A 23,027-nucleotide genomic window follows, 5' to 3' on the forward strand; every position below is an offset into this window, starting at 1 on the left:
GATCGATTGCTAAGTCGCCCTGGCTGATCGAGGTCCAGGCCACGATCAGCCGAAGAACGTCCCGAGCATGTAGGCCACCGCGTTCCAGACCGTGAACAGCACGCCGAACAGGATCAGCACGACGACGGCCACCGCCACCAGCCTGCGGTGGCCCCCGGTGCGGTTGGCGCTCTGGGCGAACTCGTCCACCCCGCGCAGCATGCCTTCGACCGTGGCCTCGGAGTTCGGCCGGTCCATCCGCGCGCGGTGCTCGGCGAACGCGCGGACCTCGGGATCGTCCTGATCGAGGTCGTCCAGGTCGCCGAAGCGGGCCGGCTCCTCGGATTCACGGCGCTGCATCGGCACACCGTATCCCCTCATCCGCGGGGAGCGGAATCGCCGAGTTCACCGGATGGAGTGGCGGGCCGACCAGGGCAATCGCGCTCGTCGCCGCCGTGGAACACCTAAGCTGTGAGGAATTCATCTTGGATCATGGGAGGGTGGCGTTGAGCGAGTCAGCCGCAGTCGAAGAGGGTCGATTCCTGCCGGAGCTGCTGATCACACCACCTGAGCGGCACCGCCGCTGGACCGTGCTGCTGCGGATGTTGCTTCTCATCCCGCACTTCATCGTGCTGTGGGCGCTGAGCGTCGCCGCGGCGGTGGTGGTGTTCATCGGCTGGTTCGCCGCGCTGGTCCTGGGCAGGCTCCCCGACTGGATCTCCGGGTTCCTCACCCTCTACATCTCCTACTCCACGCGGGTCGGAGCCTCAGCGTGGCTGCTGGTCGACCGCTACCCGCCGTTCGTCGTGGGCGATCCGCAGTTCCCGGTCGACGTCGAGATCCGGCCGGGCAGGCTCAACCGCTGGGCGGTGCTGTTCCGGTTCATCCTGCTGATCCCGGCGGCGATCGTGGCCGCGGTGACCTCGTGGGGTTACGGGGTCCTGGCGTTCTTCCTGTGGCTGATCATCCTGGTCATGGGCCGCAACCCGCGCCCGGTCTTCGACGCCTCGGTGGCCGCCCTGCGCTACTCGATGCGCACCAACGCCTACGTCCACCTGCTCACCGGCGCCTACCCGAAGCGGCTGTTCGGCGACGCCCGCGAGGAGGGAGAGGCGGCCAGGGTCCCGGCCGGCACGCGGCCGCTGGTGATGTCGCGCGGCGGGCGGATCCTGCTGATCGTGTTCATCGTGCTCGGCGTGCTCGCGATGGTGGGCAACGGCGCGGTGTCGTCCACCCAGCCGTCCCCGCACGAGTACCAGTACGCCTACCTCGGATGATCGACCCGGAACCCCGGTTCGGTCACTGATCGCAGCCGCAGGTTCCACTCCTCGGGCGACGTCGGTTCGCTCGTGCAGCGGTGTCCCGGCGGTTGGCTAGGCGAGGAACATCGGACGGTGCTGGTATCCAACACCGATCGGAGGTCGGAGATGGTCGGCACCGACGCACCGCACCAGGGCGGTTGCAGCTGTTGCAGCAGTTGCAGCGGTCCTTCCTGTGGCTGCTGCTCCAGCTGCGGCTGAAGCGGCGGTGGCTTGCCCGGGGTGTTGCGGGATCACTCCGGGCAGGCCATGCCCTCGGTGGGCACGACCCCCTGCACCAGGAACCGGCTGATCGCGTCGGTGACGCACGTCGAGCGGGTCATCGCTCCGTGCCCGGCGCCCTGCCAGCGCATCGGCACACCGGTCGGCAGCTCGTCGGCCAGGTGATCGGTGCCCAGCGCCAGCGTCCGCGGATCGTGGGCCGTGGTGATCACCGGGATCGGCGGTAGATCCGCGCGGCGAGGAGTCGGCAGCGGCTGCTGCGGAACCGGCCACGAACCGCACCACACCACGCGCTGTGCCGCGACCCCGCCGAACAGCGGGAAGCGGTTCACCCAGTCCTGCGCGATCTCGCTGCTGCGCTGCGGCGGAACGCGCAACGTCGTGTCGTTGCAGCTGGTGATCAGGTCGCCGTCGAACCACGGCGGGTTCACCCCCTGCGCGGCGACCAGCGGGGCGGTGAGCTCGGCGAGGCGCGCACCGTCACCGCGGTTGCCCGCCGCCAGCGCCTCGGCCAGCGCGGGCCAGCCGTTGCGGTCGGAGAGCCCCTGCAGCACCGCCTGCGTGACCCGGCCCGCCGGCACCGACGTGCCCGGCGCGGGCAGCGGGGTGTTCCGGGTGCGCTCGACCAGGTCGCTGACGGTCTGCCGGGGATTCGGCCCGAGCGGGCAGTTGCGGCTGACGCAGTCGGCGGCGAAGACGTCGAAGGTCTGCTCGGCGGTCTGCGCCTGGTACTCGGCCTGCCCCATCGAGTCGCGCGTCGGGTCCGGGGCGCCGTCGATCACGAACCGCCCGACCCCGCCCGGGTACCGCTCGGCGTAGGTCGTCAGCAGCCGCCCGGCCTCGCCGCGGCCGATCGCGTGCAACCTCGGCACACCCAGCTCCAGGCGGAGTTCTTCCAGGTCGGAGGCAGTGCGCCAGGTGTCGTAGGCCTGCAGTCGCTCGTCGAGCTTGAGCAGGCACTCCTGGCTGGCCGACAGCACCGACTCCAGCAGCCGGTCCAGGTCCGGGCGCTGGGTCGCGCGCGGGTCGAAGCCCAGGACCTCCTCGCGCTGCTGCGGCTGAACGCAGTCGGCGGGTTCCGACTCGCCGGTGCCTCGCCGGTCCATGCCGATGATGTCGAAGGTGTTGCGGAGCTCCGGCGGCAGCTGCGTGGCCATCCGCGCGGCGAAGGTCGTGCCCGGCTCGCCGCCGACATCGCCCACGACCACCAGCGGCACGCGACCGGAACCCGTGCGGATCAAGGCGTTGCGGGCGGTGCCGCGCTCCGGTGCCTCCGGCGCGTCGAGCGTGGAGAGCAGGCGGGAGCAGGAGAAGGTCAGACCGGGCGGCAAGGTCCCCAGCTCGGCGCGGGTCTGGTCGGTGCAGTCCTGCCAGTTCAGCGCGTCGTTTGGAGCGGCGCCCAGCGGCGGCACCGGCCGCGGCTTCGGCGGCTGCGGCGCGGGCGCCACCTGCTGCTCGCTGTCGTGGTAGGCGACCGCGGGGCGCTGGGACGGCCCGACCGAACAACCGGCGGCCACCAGCAGCAGCAACGGCAGCAGCGCGGCTCCGGCCCGGTTGATGGTGCGCGGCACGAGAACTCCTAGTCGACCGGCGAACTTGCTACGCAGCATCCCATGATCGACGTGTGACCTCGGTTAGGGGACGTCCGCGGCGACTCCTCATTGCTCAGCGGGGCCGGAAGCCGAACCCGGCTCCGGATGCGAGAGTCCAGTGCACGGCGTCCTCCCGGCGGTGCCGGGGTGCGGAGAAGCACCTTCGGCGCTCGTTCTTCTCGGGTGTTCGCTGGGATAGCGTGCTGGTCGTTGTCGTTCAGCCGTGAAGGAGCGTTGTGCAGGTCGCCTGGGGGCCGGGAGACGAACGTCGGTGGAGCGCGAGCCGGGTGTCGGCCGCTGCGCTGGGAGCCGTGCCGCCGCCGATGATGGTGCTCGTCGGCGTGATCAGCGTGCAGGTGGGTGCCGCGTTCGCCAAGCAGCTGTTCAGCGTCGCCGGGGCCTCGGGCGTGGTGCTGATGCGCCTGGTGTTCGCCGCGCTGATCCTGCTGGTGGTGTTCCGCCCGTCGCTGCGGCTGGACTGGCCGACGCTGCGCGTGGTCGCCGGGTACGGACTGGTGCTCGCCGGCATGAACATGTGCATCTACCAGGCCTTCGAGCGGATTCCGCTGGGCGCGGCGGTGACCATCGAGTTCCTCGGGCCGCTGACGGTGGCGCTGTTCGGGTCGCACCGCAAGCTCGACGTGGTGTGGGCGCTGCTGGCCGGGACCGGCGTGTTCCTGCTCGCCCGCGTCGAAGGCGGCCTCGACTGGGTCGGCGTCGCGTTCGCACTGGCCGCGGGCGCCTGCTGGGCCGGGTACATCCTGCTCGGAGCCAAGGTCGGCAGCCGCACCACCGGAACCTCCGGGCTGGCGCTGGCGATGGCCTTCGGCGCCTTGGTCGCGCTTCCCATCGGCGCCTTCGACTCCGGGCCCGCGCTGCTGAGCCCGATGGTGCTGATCATCGGACTGGTGGTCGCGCTGATGTCCTCGGTGGTGCCCTACACGCTCGAACTCGAAGCGCTGCGCCGGATGCCGGCTCGCGTCTTCGGGATCCTGATGAGCACCGAACCCGCCGTCGCCGCCCTCGCCGGCCTGGTGGTGCTCGGCGAACTCCTGACCGGCTGGCAGTGGCTGGCGATCTGCTGCGTCGTCATCGCCTCCGTCGGCTCGGTCGCCACCACCCGCAAAACCCCCGAGTCGAGCGACCCACCGGCGAACTGACCCGATCGGGCGACGAAATTCGAATTTCGCGCGAAATTCGACTCCGGAAGTTCGGGTTCAAATTTCGCGCGAAATTCGAACGTCAGGGCCTTGAGCTGCGATCACATGCCCGGCTGGAGGGAATTCTGCGGTGATCTTGGGGTTAGGGGTGGGGCTTGATCGCGCGGAGGAGGGTCAGGAGCGTGCGGTTGAGGGGGACCGGGATGCCGTGCCGGTCGGCCGCCCGGACGAGGGTTCCGGTGATGTGCTCGTGCTCCAGCGGGAGACCGGCGATGCGGTCGTAGAGCATCGAGGTGCCGTTGGTGGGAGGCATCCGGGCCGTGTAGTCGGCGAGGACCTTGTCCGCGTCCTCTTGCGTGAGCGATGCGCCCTCGGCCCGGGCGACCGCGATCGCCTCGGTGAGGATGCCCGCGCAGAGCTCCTGGACCTCGGCGTCGGCGAGCACGTCCAGGCGGCGCAGGGTCAGCGCGGTGATGGGGTTCGGCGCCACGTTGGTGAGCATCTTGCGCCAGGCCGCGGTGTGGAAGTCGTGGGTCTCGCGCAGCTTCAGCGCCGAACCTGCCAGCATCGACACGAACCGGGAACCGAGATCACCCGCGGGGACCTGCAGGGTGGCCGGGGACCGGCGCACCACGCGGCCGGGACTGGTCCGCTCAGCACCGACGTAGATCAGCGCGGGCAGCACGGGCGCCTGCAGCCGCAGCTCGGCGACCGACTCGCGGTGCGCGACACCGTTCTGCACGACCACCAGGGGCGTGCGCCCGTCGTCGAGCTCGTGCAGCCAGGGAGCCGTGCTCGGCACGTCGTGGACCTTGGTCGTGAGCACGATCCAGTCGAACTCGCCGACGGCACCGGGATCGGTGGCCACCGACACCGGGACTTCCACGGGCCCCTCCGGCGCGTCCACCACCAGCCGCTCGAACGGGGTGCGCACGCACATCGTCACCTCGTGGCCCGCGGCGTGCGCCGCTTCGGCGATCACCCCGCCGATGCCACCCGAACCGATCACCGCAATTCGCTCTGCCACGGGAGCGGACGTTACCCGCTCGAACGATCCGTCCGGTGCACTGCGCCGAACAGAACCGAGTCGAGGTCGTAACGCATCGGCTCGTCCAGCTGGGCGTAGTCGCAGGACTCCGGATCCCGGTCGGGACGCCAGCGCACGAACTGCGTGGTGTGCCGGAACCGGGCCGGATGCCCGCCTTCGGTGTGGTCGTAGGAGACCTCCACGACCCGCTCCGGGCGCAGCGGCACCCACGGCTGCTCGTTGCTGTTCCAGCGGTTCACCGACCCGGGCAGCCGCCGCCCGGTCGCGTTCTCGCCGACCCACGGGTGCTCGTCGTCGGTGATCAGCTCGGCGAGCTCCCCGGCCAGTTCGCGCCTGCGCGCGGCGGAGAACGAACCGACGACGCCGACGTGGTGCAGCACCCCGTGCTCGTCGTGCAACCCCAGCTGCAACGACCCGACCGCGGTGCCGGGTTCGGTGTTGGCGTGCCAGCGGAGCCCGGCGACCACGCAGTCCACGGTGCGCGAGTGCTTGATCTTGAACATCGTCCGCTTGCCCGGCACGTACGGGCCGTCGAGGGGCTTGGCGATGATGCCGTCCAACCCGGCGCCCTCGAACAGCCGGAACCACTCCTCGGCCAGCTCCGGGTCCTCGGTCGCCGGGGTGGTGCGCAGACCCGGGCGGTCCAGTCCCAGGTCGGCGAGCAGCGAGCGGCGTTCGGACTGCGCCGATCCGGTGAGGTCCTGGTCGTCCAGCGCCAGCAGGTCGAACGCGATGAAGGTGGCCGGAGTGCGCTCGGCGAGCGCCTTGACCCTGCTGGCGGCGGGGTGGATCCGCTCGCTGAGCAGGTTCCAGTCGAGCCTGTCCCCGACGGAGTCGTGGTCGATCACCACCAGCTCCCCGTCGAGCACCGCCGGGCGCTCCAGCTGCTGGGAGAGCGTCGCCTGCACCTCGGGGAAGTAGCGCTCCAGCCCTCGCCCGGTGCGCGACTGCAGCAGCACGGGACTGCCGGGATCGATGAACGCCAGGCAGCGGAAGCCGTCCCACTTCGGTTCGAACAGCAGGCCCTCGCGGTGCGGCACGCCGTCGATCGGACTGGCCAGCATCGGTTTCACCGGAGGGTGCAGCGGCAGCACGACGGCCTCCTACTGAACGCGTTGCTTGGGGGCGCGGTCCAGTCGCAGCCGGATGGCCGTGGGCAGCGTTTCCAGTCCCAGCGCCTGGCGGGCGCGGGCGAGGACCTTCTCGTCCAGCTCCTCCCACACGTGCCGGACGTTGGTGCCCTCCTGCAGCGACAGCGTCAGGCGCAGCGACGGCGAGCGCTCGGTGCCGGCCATCCGCACCCGGGCCCGCTTGACGCCGTGAACCCGCTCGGCATCGGCGCGCACGGCGTCGGACAGGGCACTGGCCGTCACGCTGAGGTCGCCCGAGTCGGAGTGCTCCAGGCGGAAGTCCGGCCGCTGCTCGGGCCGCAGCGCGCGCACCAGCCACCACAGGCCCAGCACGAGCAGCACGAGCCCGGCCGCGATGCCGATCACCGCCGCCAGCCGGGAGTTGTCCCGCACCCACTGCGCCACCAGCGGATCGGCAACCGGCCGCTGCGCGCGGAACACGCCCAGCGCTCCGGAACCCACGACGATCGCGGCTGCGCCCACCAGCAGCGACAGCAGGCCCAGCAGGACCACGGCGCCGCGTTCGAACCCAGCGCCGCGACCGATCGGGGTGCTGCTCGGCTTGGTCTCGCTCATCGGCGCTCCTTGGGCGTGGCCAGCGACACCAGCACCTTCGGCGTGCTGGGCAGCGGGAGGTCCCCGACGGCGTGCTCGGCGGTCTCCGTCAGCCGGCCCCGCAGGTCACCGGTCTCCCGGAAGCGCGAGGTGGCTTTGACGCGGATCCGCTTCGCACCGGCGGTGACGGTCGCCCCCGCGACACCGTCCTGGTCGCGAACCTGATGCCCGACCAGCCGCGCGAGCGAACGGCGGTCGGTGGTGACGGTGACCTCCGGTGCCGGGTCGTGCAGCCGGACCTCCCGGTGGCCCGCGCTCATCGCGGCGATCAGCAGCACCAGGCCGAGCACGATCAGCCCGCAGGCCACCAGCCGCACCGGCACGTCGTTCCACGAGAACCCGGCCAGCGCGTCGCGCACCGCGGCCGGGCCGAGGATCAGGCCGCGGCCGCCCGGCCGGATCAGCGACCACACCGACTCGATGGTCACGAGCACTCCGGCGGCGGCGAGGACGACGCCGGCGACGGCGGTGATCAGTCGTACGAACAGGCGCATCGCTCACTCCACCCGAGGTGCCGCGGCCGGTGGAACCAGCCCGGACACGGTCACGTCGACGCTGCGCACCTCGCAGCCCGCGATGCGGGAGAGCTCGGCGCCGACCCGCTCGCGCATCGAGGCGACGATGTCGCGCACCGGGTTCGGGTAGCGCAGCGCCACGGTCAGCCGGACCCGCAACGCGTCGTCCGGTCCGCTGATCTCGGCACCGGCGGCGTGCTTGCGGCCGCTGCGCGCGCTGCCCGGGTCGACGTCGGCGGCGTGCTCGGCGATCTTGCGCAGCACCGTGCGGTTGATGTGCAGGTCGCCGCGCTCCTCCAGCGCTTCGTCGGAGGTGGTCCCCTCCGGCTTGGTCGCGGCTGCGGTCATCGACGGTCCTTGGAGCGGCCCAGCAGATCGCCGATCTCCAGCTCGCCGTCGAGGACCCGGCCGATGACCAGCCCCACCACGCCGATGACCAGGGCGATCAAGAACCCGCTGAACCCGCCGACCGCCGCGGCGGTGCCGAGGATCAGTCCGGAGATCAGTCCGGTCTGCGTCGCATTCATCTCCGATGCCTCCTGTGACGAAAAGGGCTGTTGCACGAACGGGTCATCGAACGCGGGGAGGTGCGTGGCGGCGCCGCCACCGGCATCGGACGCGGTGCAGCAGGCCCCGGACTCCGCTCGGCCTGATCTCCACCACGATCGGCGCGTCGAACCGGGGATCGGCGGTCCTGCCGCGCAGCCGAGCGAGCCCGGCGGCGAACGCCTCCGGGTCCCCTCCCACGTCCGGGTGATTCGCCCGGACGAACGCGCGGATCTCGGCGCGCGTCGCCGGATCGTGCTCCACGTCCACCATTCTGCGCCTCCAGGCGGGACCGGCCAGTCATGCCGATTCCGGCGTATCCTCGGCGGTTTCCACGTCGGACACGTAGACGTCCACCCGGGTTTCGCCCAGCAGTCCGGTCAGCGATTCGCGCAGCTCGGCGACGGTCTTGTCGACCGGCTGGTCGAGGCGCACCACCACGCCGATCTCCACGCTCCCGTCCTCGGGCATCCGCACGCCGGTGATGCGGTGACCCGGGAAGTAGGACGTGATCTCCCCGAAGGCGCCGCCGGCCAGCCGCGCCACCGACGGGTGCGCCAGCACCTTCTCGGCGAGCTCACTGACGGATGGCTGCTCCGGCAACTGGGCCTCCTAGGCGGTTTCGGACGGACGACGTCACTCGACGCGCGACTGCGCGGATTGCGGCGCCTCCTCCTCGTCGTCGCTGGGGAGGTGGATGTCGTTGACGACGATGTTGACCTCGATGACCTCGAGGCCGGTCATCCGCTCCACGGCGGTGATCACGTTGCGCCGCACCGCGCGCGAGAGTTCCACAATGGACTCGCCGTACTCCACGACCAGGTCGAGGTCCACCGCGGTCTGCTTCTCGCCGACCTCCACCTGCACGCCCGAGGTGGAGGAAGTGCCGCTGCCGCCGGGGATCCGGTCGCGCAGCGCGCCGAAGGCGCGGGAGACGCCGCCGCCCATGGCGTGGATGCCGGAGATCTCGCGAGCAGCCATGCCCGCGATCTTCTGCACGACCGATGCGGCGATGGTCGTCTTGCCCTGCGAGCTCTCGTCGGTGCGCGCGGGCGAACCGCCGCCGCGTGTCTCCGGGATGCGCCGCTCGCCGCTCTGAGCACCCGTCTGCTGGGTGGATTGGCCGGACGACGTGTCGCTGTTCTGGGCCATGGAAATCCAGCTCCTTCCCGGTACGCCGAAGATCGTCGGCTAGGTGTGGCGCGAGTGATGCCCGCCCCTGGTCCGAAGGGTGTCCCAGATGCGGTCGCGGCACCATTCGGGTGCCTCGGGTGACAGCGTCGGCGTTTCGCCACATCCGTCACTCGCGCATTCTTCCGTAACGCAGGAACAGCAGCGAATCCGAGTGCAGCACCGACTCCAACCGCATCCGGTGCGGCGGCTCCGCGCCGCGGCCTGCCGCGATCCGACCGGCGTCTCCACTGGTCAGCATGGGTGAGAGGGTCAGGCAGAGCTCGTCGACGAGGTCGGCGTCGACGAGACCGCCGAACAGCTGCGGCCCGCCTTCGCAGCCGATCCGGCGAAGCCCCCGCTGGTCCAGCGCGTCGAGCGCGGCGGCGAGGTCCACCCGGTCGGTACCCGTGATCACCACGTCGGCACCGGCCTCGGCCAGCGCGGCCCGCTGCTGCGCGGGTGCCGCCTCGCAGGTGAGCACGATCGGCGGCACCAGCGTGTCGGTCAGCAGCGGCGAGTCCGAGGGCAGCGCGGCGCGCGCGGTGACCACAGCGATCGGTGGTACCTCGGACAGCCCCAGGCGGGTGCGGCGCTCGGTGCGGACCGCGTTGCGCTTCACGCCCCGGTACCCCTCGGCGACGGCGGTGCCCGCGCCGACCAGGATCACGTCGGAGAGATCGCGGATCAGGCTCAGCACCTTGCGGTCCACCGGATCCGACAGCGGCCGGGAGCTGCCCCCGGAGGTGACCGCGCCGTCCAGGCTCGACACGAAGTTCACCCGCACCCACGGGCGGTGCGGGTTCTTCGGGTAGGCGTAGTGCGCCTCCAGGCGCTCGTCCGCTTCTCGGGCGCCGTCCACCGGCCAGAGCTCATCGACCACGGATCCATCCCACCACGGGTGACGAGTGGCACGTGGCGCCAGGACCTGGCTCGGCGGTGTCCGGTTATAGAGTCGGTCGCATGAATTTCGCCCGTCTGGTCGACCGCCGTCCAGAGATCACCCCGGACGAGCTGGTCCAGGCGATGACGCCGCCGCCCCGCTTCGAGGCGGCGCGCTTCGAGACCTACATCCCCAACCCGGACGAGCCCAGCCAGGCGCAGGCCGTGCGGGACTGCGCGGCGTTCGCCGAGCGGATCAACGCCTCCGCCGGTGGTGGCGGCGGTTGGTTGCGCGGGATGTTCGGGGGCAAGAAGAAGACCGACGGCGACAAGCGCGGGCTCTACCTCGACGGCGGGTTCGGCGTCGGCAAGACCCACCTGCTGGCCTCGTTGTGGCACGCCACCGAGGGGACCAAGTCCTACGGCACCTTCGTCGAGATCACCAACCTCGTCGGCGCTCTCGGGTTCGCCGCGACCGTCGAGCGGCTCTCGCAGCACCGGCTGCTGGCCATCGACGAGTTCGAGCTGGACGACCCGGGTGACACGATGCTGGTCACGCAGCTGATCGCCAAGCTCACCGACGCCGGTGTGCACGTGGCGGCCACGTCCAACACGCTGCCGGACAAGCTGGGAGAGGGCCGGTTCGCCGCGGCGGACTTCCTGCGCGAGATCCACGCGATGTCGGCCCGGTTCGGGGTGGTGCGGGTCGACGGGCCGGACTACCGGCACCGCGGTCTGCCGGACGCGCCCCCGCCGATGGCCGATGACGAGCTGTCCCGGCTCGCCGAGGCCACCGACGGTTCGACGCTGGACGACTTCGACGAGCTCTGCGGTTTCCTCGCCGGTCTGCACGCTTCGAAGTACGGCACGCTCGTCGACGGCATCACCGCCGTGCACCTCTCGGGCGTGCACGCGGCCCCGGACCAGGACGTGGCGCTGCGGCTGGTGGCCCTGGCGGACCGCCTCTACGACCGGGCCATCCCGGTCCGCGTCTCGGGCGCGCCGCTGTCGGGCCTGTTCACCGAGGAGATGCTGCAGGGCGGCTACCGCAAGAAGTACCTGCGGGCGATCAGCCGCCTCACCGCTCTGTCCCGGGACCTCACCAAGTCCTGAACCGCGCGCCGACGACGGCAGCGGGCGGTTCTGGTCCGAACTTTCCGGGCATGGCGGACGCCGATCGGTTCGGACCAAAACCGCCCGAGCGCTACTTCGCGAGGACCTCGGCGATGGCGTCGATGCCGGTGTCCAGCTCGTCGCGCGTGATCGTCAGCGGCGGAGCGATGCGCAGCGTCGTGTCCTGCGTTTCCTTGCACAGCACGCCCTTGGCCATCAGCGCCTCGCTGGCCTCACGACCAGCGGGGCCGCCGGGCGCGATCTCCACGCCCGCCCACAGGCCCCGGCCGCGCACCTGCGCCACGCCGTTGCCGATCATGTCGCCGAGGCGCGCGTGCAGATGAGCGCCCAGGTCGCGGGAGCGCTCCTGGAACTCGCCGGTGCTCAGCAGGCGGATCACCGCGCGGCCCACGGCCGCCGCCAGCGGGTTCCCGCCGAAGGTCGAGCCGTGCTGACCGGGCTGCAGCACGCCGATGACGTCGTCGCGACCGACCACCGCCGAGACCGGCAGGATGCCGCCGCCGAGCGCCTTGCCCAGCGTGTAGAGATCGGCGCGGACGCCGTCGTGGGCGCTGGCCAGCAGCTCACCGGTGCGGGCCAGGCCGGACTGGATCTCGTCGCAGATGAGGAGGGCGCCTTGCTCGTCGCACAGCCGCCGCAGCCGGGGCAGGTAGTCGGCGGGCGGCACGACCACGCCTGCCTCGCCCTGGATGGGCTCGACCAGCACCGCCGCGGTCCGCTCGCTGATCGCGGCCTCGACGGAGGCGGCGTCGCCGTAGTCGGTGACCGTGAATCCCGGGGTGTAGGGGCCGAACTCGGCGCGCGCGTCCGGGTCGGTGGAGAAGGAGACGATGGTCGTGGTGCGGCCGTGGAAGTTGGAGCCGGCCACGATGATCTCGGCCTGGTTCTCCGGTACGCCCTTGACCTGGTAGGCCCACTTGCGGGCGATCTTGATCGCCGACTCGACCGCTTCGGCGCCGGAGTTCATCGGCAGCACCCGGTCGGTGCCGGTGAGCTCGGCGAGCTCGCGGCAGAACGGTCCCAGCTGGTCGTGGTGGAACGCGCGGCTGGTCAGCGTCAGCTTGCCGAGCTGCTCGGTGGCGGCGGCGACCAGCTCGGGGTGCCGGTGCCCGAAGTTCAGGGCCGAGTAGCCGGCGAGGAAGTCCAGGTAGCGCCGTCCGTCCACATCGGTCATCCAGGCGCCGTCGGCCTCGGCGATCACGACCGGGAGCGGGTGGTAGTTGTGCGCGCTGTAGCGCTCGTCGAGCGCCAGGAACTCTCCGGCGCGGGACTCGGTGTCGAGGTGGTGGGCGGTAGCCATGAGCACAAGGCTATGTCGACGGTCCAGTGGATTTCAGTCGTCAAGCCTTGCTTGTTGCGTCGCTTCGTTGCGCATATTCGAGTGAATGCGAACCTTCGTTGTGCTATCGCAGGATCAGAGCATGCGTGAGTCGTAGCGCCCGCGCGCGTACTGCTCCAGGGCGCCGCGCAGCCGCCGGGCCTCCTGCCGCCGGGAGAGGAAGCCGCCGGTCGCGCCGACCGGGTAGATCCTCGCGCCGCCGTGGTAGCGCCGCACCCGGTGCCACATCGAGGAGCGCGGGGCGGAACCGTCGGTCAGCCAGACCGCCAGGGACGTCGTCTTGCCCCTGCCGACCACGCCCACCCGGGAGACCTGCTGCCACGGGATCTCGCGCGTGAGGCCCATCCGGTGGACCACGACTCCGTCGGAGTTGACCTTCAACCGCAGGCTCGGCGCCAGCATCCGGCAGCACGACCAGATCGCGCCGACCAGCAGCAGCAGGGACCCGAGCCGGAAGATCGCCAGCCGGTCCGGGTTGATGGACACGGTCCCGTTGTAGAACGGGATGTTCATGCGGTCGGAGAGGTAGAACACCGCGACCAGCAGCAGGGCGAAGAGCGCGGTCCACATCGCCGCGGCCACCCGGCCCCGGGTGCGGAACTCCGGCCCCGGCCCGTCCCGTCGCACGCGGGGTGCGCGCTGCTGCTGCGCCTGCGTCGGGCGCTTCTGCGGCGGGGAGGGCACGATCTTGTCCCGCATCCGCGGTGCGGGCGCGGCGGCCGGTTGCTCGGGAGCGGCGACCGGAGGCGCCTGGGTGTAGGCCTGGGTGACCGGCTTCGGCGCTGCCTGCGGGGCCGCGGGAACCGGCTGCGGCGGGGGAGCGTCCGGGGCGTGCACCGTGCGCTGCAACTCGGTCGAGTGCTGGGCGATCACCGCGGTGATCGTCGGCGGCAGCCAGCTGCTGCCCTGCGGGCTGGTCTCGCCGATCCGGTCGAGCATCTGCGCCGGGGTCGGGCGGGCGGCGGGGTCCTTGTTCAGGCATTCGGCCAGCAGCGGCCGCAGTCCTTCCGGCACCTTCTCCAGTTCGGGTTCGGCGTGCGCGACCTTGTACAACAGGGAGGCGGTGCTCTCCTCGCCGAACGGTCCGCAGCCGGCGGCGGCGAACACCAGCACCGCGCCGAGGGAGAACACGTCGCTGGGTGGACCCACTTCGCTGCCGAGCGTCTGCTCGGGCGAGAAGAACCCGGGGGTGCCCAGGAAGATGCCGGTCGCGGTCAGCGAGTGCCCGGTCATCGCCCGGGAGATCCCGAAGTCGATGACGCGCGGGCCGTCGGGACCCAGCAGGACGTTGGCCGGTTTGAGGTCGCGGTGCACCAGCTCGACCTTGTGGATGGCCACCAGGGCCTCGGCCAGTCCGGCGCCCAGGCTGCGCACGGTGGGCTCGGGCAGCGGGCCGTGGTCGGCGACGGCCTGGTGCAGCGTCGGGCCGGGCACGTACTCGGTGGCCAGCCAGGGCTGTTCGGCGTCCGGGTCGGCGTTGACGACGGCGGCGGTCCAGAACCCGCCGACCGCGTGTGCCGCGTCGGCCTCGCGCCGGAAACGCTCCCTGAACTCCGGGTCCTCGGCGAGGTCGGCGCGGATGACCTTGACCGCGACCACGCGGCCACCGCGCGAGCGGCCGAGGTAGACCCCGCCCATCGCGCCTCGGCCCAGACGTGCGAGCAGCCGGTAGTCGCCGACCCTGGTCGGATCGCTGGCCAGCAACGGCTGCACGGCGTCCTCGCCCCCTAGATCATCGGTGGTCGCGTGTGCGCTGTCCCGACTGAGAGCTTACGTAACCTCCGCTTCCACGTCCGGTCGTCGCTCCAATTCGCGTCGGCGAGTCCGATCGGTAATCGGTTACTTGGCTTCGTTCCAGACCTTTCAACAAGAGCAGCGCTGTGGGTATGATCCGGCGCACCGTGACCTGGAGCACGCTCGCAGCGGATCGAGGGAGGCACGCCGTGACAGCCAGCGGACTACGCCCGGCGGTGGCGCTGCGCGGCGTCGGCAAGCGGTTCCCCGGGGTGGTGGCCGTCGACGGGGTCACCCTGGAGATCGCACCGGGTGAGGTGCACGTCTTCGCAGGTGAGAACGGTGCGGGCAAGTCGACGCTGATGAAGGTGATCGCTCAGATCGAGCAGCCCAGCAGCGGTCACATCGAACTGGACGGAGCGCGGGTCACTTACCAGGGGCCCGGTTCGGCGCGGCGGCTCGGCGTCTCCATGGTGCACCAGGAGTTCGCCCTCGCCCCGGACCTGTCGGTCGCCGAGAACCTCTTCATCGGGCACGAACCCGGCCGGGGCGGCTGGATCTCCCGCAACGCCGAGCGCCGGGCCGCGCGCGAACTGCTCGCCCGCGTCGGCCTGGACGTCGACCCCGGTCGTCGGGTGTCGCTGCTGTCCACAGCGGAGCAGCAGCGGGTCGAGCTCGCCAAAGCCCTGGCGGTGCAGGCGAAAGTGCTCATCCTCGACGAACCGACCGCGAGCCTGACCGAGCGCGAGGCCGAGGAGCTGTTCGGCATCGTCCGCGAACTCACCGCCCAGGGCATCGCGGTGCTCTACATCTCGCACCGGCTGGACGAGATCTTCGAGATCGGCGACCGGGTCACCGTGATGCGCGACGGTGCCGTTGTGGACACGAGCCCGGTCGACGGCTTGGACGAGGCGCGGCTGGTGCAGCTGATGGTCGGCCGCGACGTCTCCAACCTCTACCCGCGCACCCACCAACCGCCCGGCGAGGTGCGGTTGAAGGTCGACGGGCTCACCAGGGGTGAGCAGGTCCGCGACGTGTCGTTCGAGGTCCGGGCGGGGGAGATCGTCGGGCTGGCCGGTCTGGTCGGCGCCGGGCGAACGGAGCTGGCCCGCGCGGTCTTCGGCGCCGAACCGCCCGAGCGCGGAACGATCACAATGGACGGTCGCAGGCTGCGCATCCGCGGCCCGGCCGACGCCATCGCCGCCGGGATCGGCTACCTCACCGAGAGCCGCAAGACCGACGGCCTGGCGATGCAGCTGGGCGTGGACAAGAACATCACGATGGCCAAGCTCCCGATGCTGCGCTACGGGCTCATCGACCTGCAGGGTGAACGGCGCATCGCCGAGCGCCAGCGCGATTCGCTGCGCATCCGCGTCCCGCGCGTGGGGCGGCAGGCGCAGACCCTCTCCGGCGGCAACCAGCAGAAGGTGGTGCTGGCGCGCTGGCTGGAGACCGGGGCCGACGTGCTGTTCTTCGACGAGCCGGGCCGGGGCATGGACGTCGGTGCCAAGTCGGAGATGTTCCAACAGCTGGATTCCCTTGCGGGGCAGGGGAAAGCGGTCGTGCTGATCTCCAGTTACCTGCCGGAGCTGCTGAACATGTGCGACCGGATCCTGGTGATGCGCGGTGGCCGGATCACCGGCGAGGTCCAGCGGGCCGAGTTCTCCGAAGAACGCGTCGTCGCACTCGCGACCGGAGCGAAGGGCAACCATGACTGAGCGGACCAAGGCACCGTCCAATGGGGACCGCGGCCTGCTGGGAGGGCTGAGCGACCGGCTTTCCGGCGCGGTCTCCCAGGTCGCGGCGGCCGGTGCGCTGATCGTCGTGTTCATCCTGCTGTCGATCGTCGCGCCGTCGTTCCTCACCGCCGACAACCTGTTCAACCTCGGGTCGCAGACCTCGGTGAACGCGGTGATGGCGGTGGGGGTGACGCTGGTGATCATCACCGGCGGGATCGACCTGTCGGTGGGCTCGGTGGCCGCGCTCTCCGGTGTGATCGGCGTGCTGCTGATGGCCGACTACGGGTTCAACCCGCTGCTGGGCGTCGTCGGTGGACTCGTCGTCGGTGCGCTGGCGGGACTGGTCAACGGCCTGCTGGTGTCGGTGGTGGGACTGCCGCCGTTCATCGCCACGCTGGGCATGCTCAGCGTGGGGCGGGGTTTGGTGCTGATCGCCACCGGTGCGGTCGCGGTGTTCGGCGCGCCGGACTCGTTCCGGCTGCTCGGGCAGGGCGTCGTCGGGATCCTGCCGATCCCGGTGCTGCTGATCATCGTGGTGGCCTTGCTCGGGTACGTGGTGCTCACCCGCACCCGGCTCGGCCGCTACGCGTACGTGATGGGTTCCAACATGGAGGCCGCGCGGCTGTCCGGTGTCCCGGTCAAGCGCTACATCACTTCGGTGTACGTGCTCTCCGGTGCGTTGGCGGGGCTCGGCGGCATGATCGCGGCGTCGCGGATCAACTCCGGCCAGCCGAACTTCGGCGAGGGCCTGGAGCTGGACGTGATCGCGGCGGTCGTCATCGGCGGCGCCAGCCTCTTCGGCGGGCGCGGCACCGTGCTCGGTTCGCTGATCGGGGCCTTCCTGGTCGCGGTCATCCGCAACGGCGCGGTGCAGCTCAACATCGGCACCTTCTACCAGAACGTGCTGATCGGCGTGATCATCTGGCTGGCCGTCTGGTGGGACTACTACCAGCGCCGCAAGCTCGGCGGCGACGTCGGATAGCCACTTCCGCTAGGAGCAAGGGAGCTCTTCGATGAAGAAGGTTCTGACGGCAACGTGCGTGATGCTGACGCTGGCGGCCACCGGTTGCAGCGTCGGCGTGCGCGAGCAGACCGGCGGCGGCCAGCAGGCCGGTGGCCCGATCAAGATCGCGGTGGTGCCCAAGGCGATCGGTTTCGACTTCTGGGAGAAGGTCCGCGTCGGCGCCGAGTGCGCCGGGTCCAAGCAGCAGGACGTCGAGCTGCAGTGGGACGGCGTGAGCGCCGAGAGCGACGTCAGCGGCCAGCAGAGCCTGCTGCAGGACATGCTCGCCCAGGGCAACGTCAAGGGCCTGGTCTACGCGGCCACCGATGCCAAGGCTCTGTCGGACGTCACCAAGACCGCGCAGGGCCAGGGCACCACGGTGGTCAACATGGACTCCGGCACCACCCCGCAGCCGCCGGACGTGCCGGTGTTCGCCACCAACAACGTCGCCGCGGCCGAGCAGGGCACCGACGAGCTGGCGCGCCAGCTGGGCGGGAAGGGCAAGGTCGCCTTCATCGAGTTCCAGGCCGGCACCAGCACCAACGAGACCCGCGGGCAGGGCTTCAAGAACGGACTGGCCAAGAACCCCGGGTTGCAGCTGGTGGCGCAGCAGTCCAGCGACAGCGACTACAACAAGGCGTTGCAGGTCACCCAGGACATCCTGACGGCCAACCCGGACCTCAACGGCATCTACGCGGCCAACGAGCCGAGCGTGCTGGGCGCGGCCGAGGCGGTCCGGCAGTCCGGCAAGACCGGGCAGGTCAAGATCATCGGCTGGGACACCTCGGAGGGGCAGATCCAGTCGCTGCGGGACGGCGTGATCACCGGCCTGATCGCCCAGAACCCGTTCAAGATGGGCTACGCGGCGGTCAACACCGCGGTCGCCAAGATCCGGGGCACGGGCGAGCAGGCCCCGAGCACCGACACCGGCGCCACCCTCATCACCAAGGAGAACCTGGACTCGCCCGAGATCCAGAAGATCCTCAACCCCTCCTGCGAGAACCCGCCCCAGTGACGTGATCGAGGCGGTGATCCGCTCCTGAGAACCCCGGTGCTCGCGCTGCGATAGCCGGGGTTCTCGCAGTTCAGGTCGCAGATGCCGAGGTGCTACGAGCAGCACGTGACGTCTGCGGCCGGGGAGTCGGACTTGACGGTGTAGACCTCCCAGGGCTCCCGGCCCGGTCCGTGGACCCAGACCTTGTCCTGCACGGCGTAGCAGCAGTCGGTGTCGTTCTCGACCTCGGTGAACAGGCCGAGCTCCGCCAGGCGGGCGGTGGCCTGCTCGACGGTGGCGGTGTCGTCGACCTCGACGCCGAGGTGGTCCATGGCGGTGTCCTGGCCGGCCTCGCCCTCGATCAGGACCAGCTTCAACGGCGGTTCTGCGATGGCGAAGTTGGCGTAACCGGGGCGCCGCTTGGCCGGCTCGGCGCCGAAGAGCTTGGAGTAGAAGGAGATCGACCCTTCCAGGTCACCGACGCGGAGGGCGAGTTGAAGGCGTGACATCACGAACTCCTTGTTTTGATGTGCGTCGAAGCAGCAACCCGAGATTGCTCCTTGTTTCGAGGTGTGTCAAATTAGAGCGGTGTCGAAACAGGAGGAGTTGTGCTGCTCGCCGGTCCTGCGGGAGCCGATGAGCGCCGAGCGGTCGGTCGAGCTGGCACGCGTGTTCAAGGCGATCGGGGAGCCGGTGCGGTTGCGCTTGCTCTCGCTGATCGCCTCGCACGCCGGTGGTGAGGCGTGCGTGTGCGATCTGACCGGTGCTTTCGAGCTGTCCGGGCCGACGATCTCGCACCACCTCAAGGTGCTGCGCGAGGCCGGGATCATCGAGGGGGAGCGGCGCGGGACCTGGATCTACTACCGCGTGCGCCCGGAGACCCTGAGCGCGGTCTCGTCGGTGCTGACGCCGGCGGAGGTGCTCGCGTGACGCGCACGGCCGAACCCGAGAGCGCGGTCGTCGCACGGCTTTCGACGCTCGACAGGCTGTTGCCGGTGTGGATCGGCGCGGCGATGGTCCTCGGTCTGCTCGCCGGTCGCTGGATCCCCGGGCTGGGATCGGCGCTGGACGCGGTGCAGATCGATGGCGTCTCGCTGCCGATCGCGCTGGGTCTGCTGGTGATGATGTACCCGGTGCTGGCCAAGGTCCGCTACGACCGGCTGGACACCGTCACCGGTGACAAGCGGCTGATGGCCTCCTCGCTGCTGCTGAACTGGGTGCTGGGCCCGGCGCTGATGTTCGCGCTGGCCTGGGGGTTCCTGCCGGACCTGCCGGAGTACCGGACGGGTCTGATCATCGTGGGCTTGGCGCGTTGCATCGCGATGGTCATCATCTGGAACGACCTGGCCTGCGGGGATCGCGAGGCGGCTGCCGTGCTGGTCGCGTTGAACTCGGTGTTCCAGGTGATCGCGTTCGCCGGGCTGGGCTGGTTCTACCTATCGGTGCTGCCCGGGTGGCTGGGCCTGGACCAGGTGGGGCTGGAGGTCTCGGCGTGGGAGATCGCCAAGAACGTGCTGATCTTCCTCGGCATCCCGCTCGTGGCCGGTTACCTCACGCGGAGGTTCGGGGAGCGGGCCAAGGGCCGCGAGTGGTACGAGTCCCGGTTCCTGCCCAGGATCGGTCCGGTCGCGTTGTACGGGCTGCTGTTCACCATCGTGATCCTCTTCGCGTTGCAGGGGGACGCGATCACCTCCCACCCGCTCGACGTCGTGCGGATCGCGCTGCCGCTGCTGGTGTACTTCGCGGTGATGTGGGCGGGTTCGTTCGGGCTCGGCAAGGCCATCGGCCTGAACTACGAGCGCTCCGCGACGCTGTCGTTCACCGCTGCGGGCAACAACTTCGAGCTGGCCATCGCCGTGGCGATCGCGACCTTCGGCGTCACCAGCGGTCAGGCCCTGGCCGGTGTGGTGGGTCCGCTGATCGAGGTGCCGGTGCTGGTCGGCCTGGTCTACGTCTCGCTGGCGCTGCGGCGCCGGTTCACCTCCTGAGGAGAAGCTGATGCCCGAGGTCCTGTTCGTCTGCGTGCACAACGCAGGCCGGTCGCAGATGGCCGCCGCCCTGCTGCGGCACCGCTCCGAAGGAAAGGTCGAGGTGCGTTCGGCCGGCTCCGCGCCTGCCGACTCGATCAACCCCGCGGTCGTCGAAGCGATGCGCGAACTGGGGATCGACCTGTCCGAGGAGGTCCCCAAGAAGCTGACCACCGATGCGGTCGAGGCGTCCGACGTGGTCATCACGATGGGATGCGGTGACGCCTGCCCGGTGTTCCCGGGCAAGCGCTACCTGGATTGGGAACTCGCGGATCCGGCCGGCCGGGGAGTGGACGCGGTGCGCGAGATTCGCGACGACATCGACCGCCGTGTGGGTGTGCTGCTCACCGAACTGATGCCGAGCGAGTGACGTCCGGTAGCCGGTGCGGTACCCATCGGGCGGTTTAGCGCCGCACCGGCACCTGGAAGCGGGACGAAAGGCTTCCACCTGCGGATTCGCCCCTCCTGTGCTGTCGTGGCCGGACGGTGTTGTGTGAATCGGGTTCACAACGCCGGGCGTCACGACCGGGGGGTTGCGTGTTCGGCAGGAAACCGGCTTCTCACCCATCGCGCCCCGGCGCGATGGGGGTGGCCGCTGCCGCGCTGTCGGTCCTGCTCCTCGCGTGCGGGCCTTCGGCCGTGGCCACGCTGCAGGACCAGCAACGCGTCTTGGAGACCCGCGCGAAACCCACCGGAGCTCCTGCCGCCGCCACCGCCTCGGTCGACCAGCAGGCGGCCGCGCAGCGGAACCCCTTGGGCGTCGCGATCCTGGACCGCGCGACCGGCGAAGTCGCCTACGGAAGCGCGGCGAAGCAACCGATGTACTCCGCGTCGCTGTCGAAGGTCATCGTGGCCGTCGAACTGCTCGAACGCCACCGGGTCACCCCGCAGGACCGATTAGCCATGCGGCGGGCCCTCGGCCCCAGCGACGACCAGGCCATGAACGCCCTGTGGGACCGCTACGACGGGTCGTCGCTGATCACCGCCGCCGCGAACCGGTTGATGCTCCAGCAGACCCGGCCACCGGACGATCCCGGCCGCTGGGGTGACACCGTCACGTCGGCCCGCGACATCGCCGCCGTCTACCACCACCTCCTCGCCCACATGCCGGCCGCGGACCGCGACTTCGTGCTCGACGCGCTGCACGCGGCCCCGAGCCGCGCGGCGGACGGCGTCAACCAGAAGTTCGGGCTGATGGCGATGGATGCGCAGGCGGTGAAGTCCGGCTGGATGTGCTGCCAGGAGGACAAGGTCTGGGTGCACAGCGCGGGCGTCGTCGACCCCGACCGCCGCTACGTCGTCGCCCTGCTCAGCGCCCAGCCCAGCTCGGTCGGCTACGGCAAGGCCGTCAACGACATCACCGAAGTCTCCCGGACCGCGGTCACCCGGCTTCCCTGACCGGTGCCCGATGCGTGATCAGCCCGACGGCCAGCAGCAGCGCCATCAGCACGCCGAGCAGCAGCACCGTCGAGGAGACGCCGAGGGTGTGCGCCAGCAGCGCGGTGCCCAGCAGCAGCACCGAACCGATCACCGAGATCAGCGTCGAATGCCCGCCCGCGTCGGTGAACCTGGTGTGCAGCAGCCCGGTCAGCAGCAGGTACACCGCCAGCGGCACGGCCACGGTCAGCGCGGCGGAGACCTCGCCGATGTGCGCCTTGTGCGCGTCGGCGTCGATGGCCACCTCCAGGCCGGCACCGACCGCCGCGACCGCGGCGAACACGAAGATGTGGCTGTACCCCCAGGTCAGGGAGCTGCGGAGGTTCTCGCGGAGGTGCTGGACGGGGGAGTGCTTGAAGTAGAACCACCACATCACGAAGATCATGAGCAGGCCGCCGACACCGATCTCCAGCAATCCGGCCGACCACCCGCCGTCGGCGACGTCCTCCTGCATCGCGGCGGTCACCGCCAGCACGACCTCGCCGAGCACGATGATGGTGAACAGGCCGTAGCGCTCGGCGATGTGGTGGGGGTGCCACGTGGTCGGCGCGTGGCGCTCGGCGAAGGCGGGCACCGCCAGCTCCGCCGCGACCAGCAGCAGGAAACCGATCTCGCTGTAGGGGTGCGGCAGCAGCAGGCGCAGCAGCCAACCGACCTGCACCACCGCGATGCCACCGGCGTAGCGCAGCGAGCAGGACCGCCCCTCGGGGTGCTCGGCGGCGGCGCGCAACCACTGCGCGATCATCGCCACCCGCATCACCACGTAGCCGAGGGTGACGATCAGGAAGTCGTAGTCGTGGAACGCTGCGGGCACCCCGGCGGCCAGCACCAGGACGCCGCCCATCTGCAGCAGCGTCAGCAGCCGGTAGGGCGCGTCGTCGGTGTCGTAGGCCGAGGCGAACCAGGTGAAGTTCATCCACGCCCACCAGATGGCGAAGAAGACCATCATGTAGCCGGTCGAAACGGGTGCGAAGTGCCCTTCGCTGAGCCCGTGGTGCAGCTGAACGGCGGCCTGGCCGACGGCGGCCACGAAGCACAGGTCGAACAGCAGCTCGAGCGGTGTCGCCGCGCGGTGCTCCTCTTCGGGATCGCGCGAGACCATCCGACGTCGCAGCGGCGGCATCTGCTTGCTCATGGTGGCGGATTATTGCAGTCGGTCGCGCAGGCCCCGTTAGCGCTGCTCGTGGCGTTGCACGACCGAAATGATCGTCCACTGTGCATGACCGGAGCGCATGCGCCCGGACACGCTCAGTGCGGTAGCCTCGACATCGCACAGGGGGTCAGGGTCGGACAGTCGGGGGACGACCGGGAGCCGGGTTCGCACGCGGACCCGGCTCTCTGCGCGTTCAGGTGTGCCCTCGCGCACTGTTGATCGGTGCCGTTCGGCGGTTTTTGGCATGATCCGAGCCGAATAGCGTCGCGTAGCGGCAGTGCGGCCGGGA

26 protein-coding genes are annotated in these 23,027 nt (G+C 70.5%); 10 read left to right on the forward strand and 16 right to left on the reverse strand.

Annotated features, from left to right (window positions below):
* Positions 1-45 precede the first annotated feature (45 nt).
* Positions 46-339 (reverse strand): hypothetical protein, encoded by a 294-nt coding sequence (locus AB0J78_RS19335; protein ID WP_363790810.1) that lies wholly within the window; start codon positions 337-339, stop codon positions 46-48.
* Positions 340-485: 146 nt separating this feature from the next.
* Between AB0J78_RS19335 and AB0J78_RS19340 the strand changes: the two genes are divergently transcribed.
* On the forward strand, positions 486-1,256 hold the full coding sequence (locus tag AB0J78_RS19340) for a DUF4389 domain-containing protein (RefSeq protein WP_363790812.1): 771 nt from the start codon (positions 486-488) through the stop codon (positions 1,254-1,256).
* A 275-nt stretch (positions 1,257-1,531) separates the two neighbouring features.
* On the opposite strand, the gene AB0J78_RS19345 is transcribed toward AB0J78_RS19340, so the two are convergent.
* Positions 1,532-3,091 (reverse strand): alpha/beta fold hydrolase, encoded by a 1,560-nt coding sequence (locus AB0J78_RS19345; RefSeq protein ID WP_363790814.1) that lies wholly within the window; start codon positions 3,089-3,091, stop codon positions 1,532-1,534.
* Between the two features lie 257 nt (positions 3,092-3,348).
* On the opposite strand from AB0J78_RS19345, the gene AB0J78_RS19350 reads away from it, so the two are divergent.
* Entirely contained in the window at positions 3,349-4,272 is a 924-nt protein-coding gene (locus AB0J78_RS19350; RefSeq protein WP_363790816.1) for a DMT family transporter, read from the forward strand.
* 142 nt (positions 4,273-4,414) lie between these two features.
* Here the strand turns inward: AB0J78_RS19350 and AB0J78_RS19355 are convergent, their stop codons facing one another.
* From AB0J78_RS19355 to AB0J78_RS19400, 10 genes are all read right to left on the reverse strand, one after another.
* Positions 4,415-5,299 (reverse strand): 2-dehydropantoate 2-reductase, encoded by an 885-nt coding sequence (locus AB0J78_RS19355; RefSeq protein ID WP_363790818.1) that lies wholly within the window; start codon positions 5,297-5,299, stop codon positions 4,415-4,417.
* 11 nt (positions 5,300-5,310) lie between these two features.
* Positions 5,311-6,414 carry an ATP-dependent DNA ligase gene (locus tag AB0J78_RS19360; RefSeq protein WP_363790820.1) on the reverse strand — a complete coding sequence of 368 codons (1,104 nt, stop codon included), beginning with the start codon at positions 6,412-6,414 and terminating at the stop codon, positions 5,311-5,313.
* A 9-nt stretch (positions 6,415-6,423) separates the two neighbouring features.
* The gene (gene amaP, locus AB0J78_RS19365) at positions 6,424-7,026 is read right to left on the reverse strand and encodes an alkaline shock response membrane anchor protein AmaP (RefSeq protein WP_363790822.1); all 603 of its coding nucleotides are present in this window, start codon (positions 7,024-7,026) and stop codon (positions 6,424-6,426) included.
* The gene (locus AB0J78_RS19370) at positions 7,023-7,559 is read right to left on the reverse strand and encodes a DUF6286 domain-containing protein (RefSeq protein WP_363790824.1); all 537 of its coding nucleotides are present in this window, start codon (positions 7,557-7,559) and stop codon (positions 7,023-7,025) included. The genes amaP and AB0J78_RS19370 overlap by 4 nt, the downstream gene beginning before the upstream one ends.
* A 3-nt stretch (positions 7,560-7,562) precedes the next feature.
* Entirely contained in the window at positions 7,563-7,928 is a 366-nt protein-coding gene (locus AB0J78_RS19375; protein ID WP_363790826.1) for an Asp23/Gls24 family envelope stress response protein, read from the reverse strand.
* Positions 7,925-8,107 (reverse strand): hypothetical protein, encoded by a 183-nt coding sequence (locus tag AB0J78_RS19380; protein WP_363790828.1) that lies wholly within the window; start codon positions 8,105-8,107, stop codon positions 7,925-7,927. The genes AB0J78_RS19375 and AB0J78_RS19380 overlap by 4 nt, the downstream gene beginning before the upstream one ends.
* 43 nt (positions 8,108-8,150) lie before the next feature.
* A complete protein-coding gene (locus tag AB0J78_RS19385; protein ID WP_363790830.1) occupies positions 8,151-8,399 on the reverse strand; it encodes a hypothetical protein in 249 nt (82 codons plus the stop codon).
* Positions 8,400-8,426: 27 nt separating this feature from the next.
* On the reverse strand, positions 8,427-8,729 hold the full coding sequence (locus tag AB0J78_RS19390; protein ID WP_363790832.1) for a hypothetical protein: 303 nt from the start codon (positions 8,727-8,729) through the stop codon (positions 8,427-8,429).
* A 33-nt stretch (positions 8,730-8,762) separates the two neighbouring features.
* Positions 8,763-9,278, reverse strand: coding sequence for an Asp23/Gls24 family envelope stress response protein (locus tag AB0J78_RS19395; protein WP_363790834.1), 516 nt, complete (start codon positions 9,276-9,278; stop codon positions 8,763-8,765).
* Between the two features lie 148 nt (positions 9,279-9,426).
* Positions 9,427-10,179 carry a pyrimidine reductase family protein gene (locus tag AB0J78_RS19400; protein WP_363790835.1) on the reverse strand — a complete coding sequence of 251 codons (753 nt, stop codon included), beginning with the start codon at positions 10,177-10,179 and terminating at the stop codon, positions 9,427-9,429.
* 80 nt (positions 10,180-10,259) lie between these two features.
* Between AB0J78_RS19400 and zapE the strand changes: the two genes are divergently transcribed.
* On the forward strand, positions 10,260-11,291 hold the full coding sequence (zapE, locus tag AB0J78_RS19405) for a cell division protein ZapE (protein WP_363790837.1): 1,032 nt from the start codon (positions 10,260-10,262) through the stop codon (positions 11,289-11,291).
* 91 nt (positions 11,292-11,382) lie between these two features.
* Here zapE and rocD read toward each other — a convergent pair whose 3' ends face one another.
* Together rocD and AB0J78_RS19415 are read right to left on the reverse strand one after the other, a co-directional pair.
* Entirely contained in the window at positions 11,383-12,612 is a 1,230-nt protein-coding gene (gene rocD / locus AB0J78_RS19410; protein ID WP_363790839.1) for an ornithine--oxo-acid transaminase, read from the reverse strand.
* Positions 12,613-12,726: 114 nt separating this feature from the next.
* Entirely contained in the window at positions 12,727-14,364 is a 1,638-nt protein-coding gene (locus AB0J78_RS19415; protein WP_363790841.1) for a serine/threonine-protein kinase, read from the reverse strand.
* Positions 14,365-14,594: 230 nt separating this feature from the next.
* Here AB0J78_RS19415 and AB0J78_RS19420 point away from each other — a divergent pair, with 230 nt between their 5' ends.
* The 3 genes from AB0J78_RS19420 to AB0J78_RS19430 are packed head-to-tail and all read left to right on the forward strand — an operon-like array spanning position 14,595 to position 18,142.
* Positions 14,595-16,103 carry a sugar ABC transporter ATP-binding protein gene (locus AB0J78_RS19420; RefSeq protein WP_363790843.1) on the forward strand — a complete coding sequence of 503 codons (1,509 nt, stop codon included), beginning with the start codon at positions 14,595-14,597 and terminating at the stop codon, positions 16,101-16,103.
* Positions 16,096-17,106, forward strand: coding sequence for an ABC transporter permease (locus AB0J78_RS19425; protein ID WP_363790845.1), 1,011 nt, complete (start codon positions 16,096-16,098; stop codon positions 17,104-17,106). The genes AB0J78_RS19420 and AB0J78_RS19425 overlap by 8 nt, the downstream gene beginning before the upstream one ends.
* 31 nt (positions 17,107-17,137) lie before the next feature.
* Positions 17,138-18,142, forward strand: a complete 1,005-nt coding sequence (locus AB0J78_RS19430; protein ID WP_363790847.1) for a substrate-binding domain-containing protein — start codon at positions 17,138-17,140, stop codon at positions 18,140-18,142.
* A 92-nt stretch (positions 18,143-18,234) separates the two neighbouring features.
* Here AB0J78_RS19430 and AB0J78_RS19435 read toward each other — a convergent pair whose 3' ends face one another.
* Complete coding sequence (locus AB0J78_RS19435; protein ID WP_363790849.1) at positions 18,235-18,630, reverse strand: ArsI/CadI family heavy metal resistance metalloenzyme; 396 nt, start codon at positions 18,628-18,630, stop codon at positions 18,235-18,237.
* 127 nt (positions 18,631-18,757) lie between these two features.
* Here AB0J78_RS19435 and AB0J78_RS19440 point away from each other — a divergent pair, with 127 nt between their 5' ends.
* The 4 genes from AB0J78_RS19440 to AB0J78_RS19455 all read left to right on the forward strand — a co-directional run bounded on the left by AB0J78_RS19440 (position 18,758) and on the right by AB0J78_RS19455 (position 21,546).
* The gene (locus tag AB0J78_RS19440; protein WP_363791115.1) at positions 18,758-19,051 is read left to right on the forward strand and encodes a metalloregulator ArsR/SmtB family transcription factor; all 294 of its coding nucleotides are present in this window, start codon (positions 18,758-18,760) and stop codon (positions 19,049-19,051) included.
* Complete coding sequence (gene arsB, locus AB0J78_RS19445) at positions 19,048-20,109, forward strand: ACR3 family arsenite efflux transporter (RefSeq protein ID WP_363790851.1); 1,062 nt, start codon at positions 19,048-19,050, stop codon at positions 20,107-20,109. The genes AB0J78_RS19440 and arsB overlap by 4 nt, the downstream gene beginning before the upstream one ends.
* 10 nt (positions 20,110-20,119) lie before the next feature.
* Positions 20,120-20,518 (forward strand): arsenate reductase ArsC, encoded by a 399-nt coding sequence (locus AB0J78_RS19450; RefSeq protein ID WP_363790853.1) that lies wholly within the window; start codon positions 20,120-20,122, stop codon positions 20,516-20,518.
* Positions 20,519-20,730: 212 nt separating this feature from the next.
* Entirely contained in the window at positions 20,731-21,546 is an 816-nt protein-coding gene (locus AB0J78_RS19455) for a hypothetical protein (RefSeq protein ID WP_363790855.1), read from the forward strand.
* Here AB0J78_RS19455 and AB0J78_RS19460 read toward each other — a convergent pair.
* Positions 21,530-22,720 (reverse strand): low temperature requirement protein A, encoded by a 1,191-nt coding sequence (locus tag AB0J78_RS19460; RefSeq protein WP_363790857.1) that lies wholly within the window; start codon positions 22,718-22,720, stop codon positions 21,530-21,532. The genes AB0J78_RS19455 and AB0J78_RS19460 overlap by 17 nt on opposite strands.
* Positions 22,721-23,027 lie beyond the last annotated feature (307 nt).

Source organism: Saccharopolyspora sp. NPDC049426 (assembly GCF_040676935.1).
Classification (GTDB): Bacteria; Actinomycetota; Actinomycetes; order Mycobacteriales; family Pseudonocardiaceae; genus Saccharopolyspora.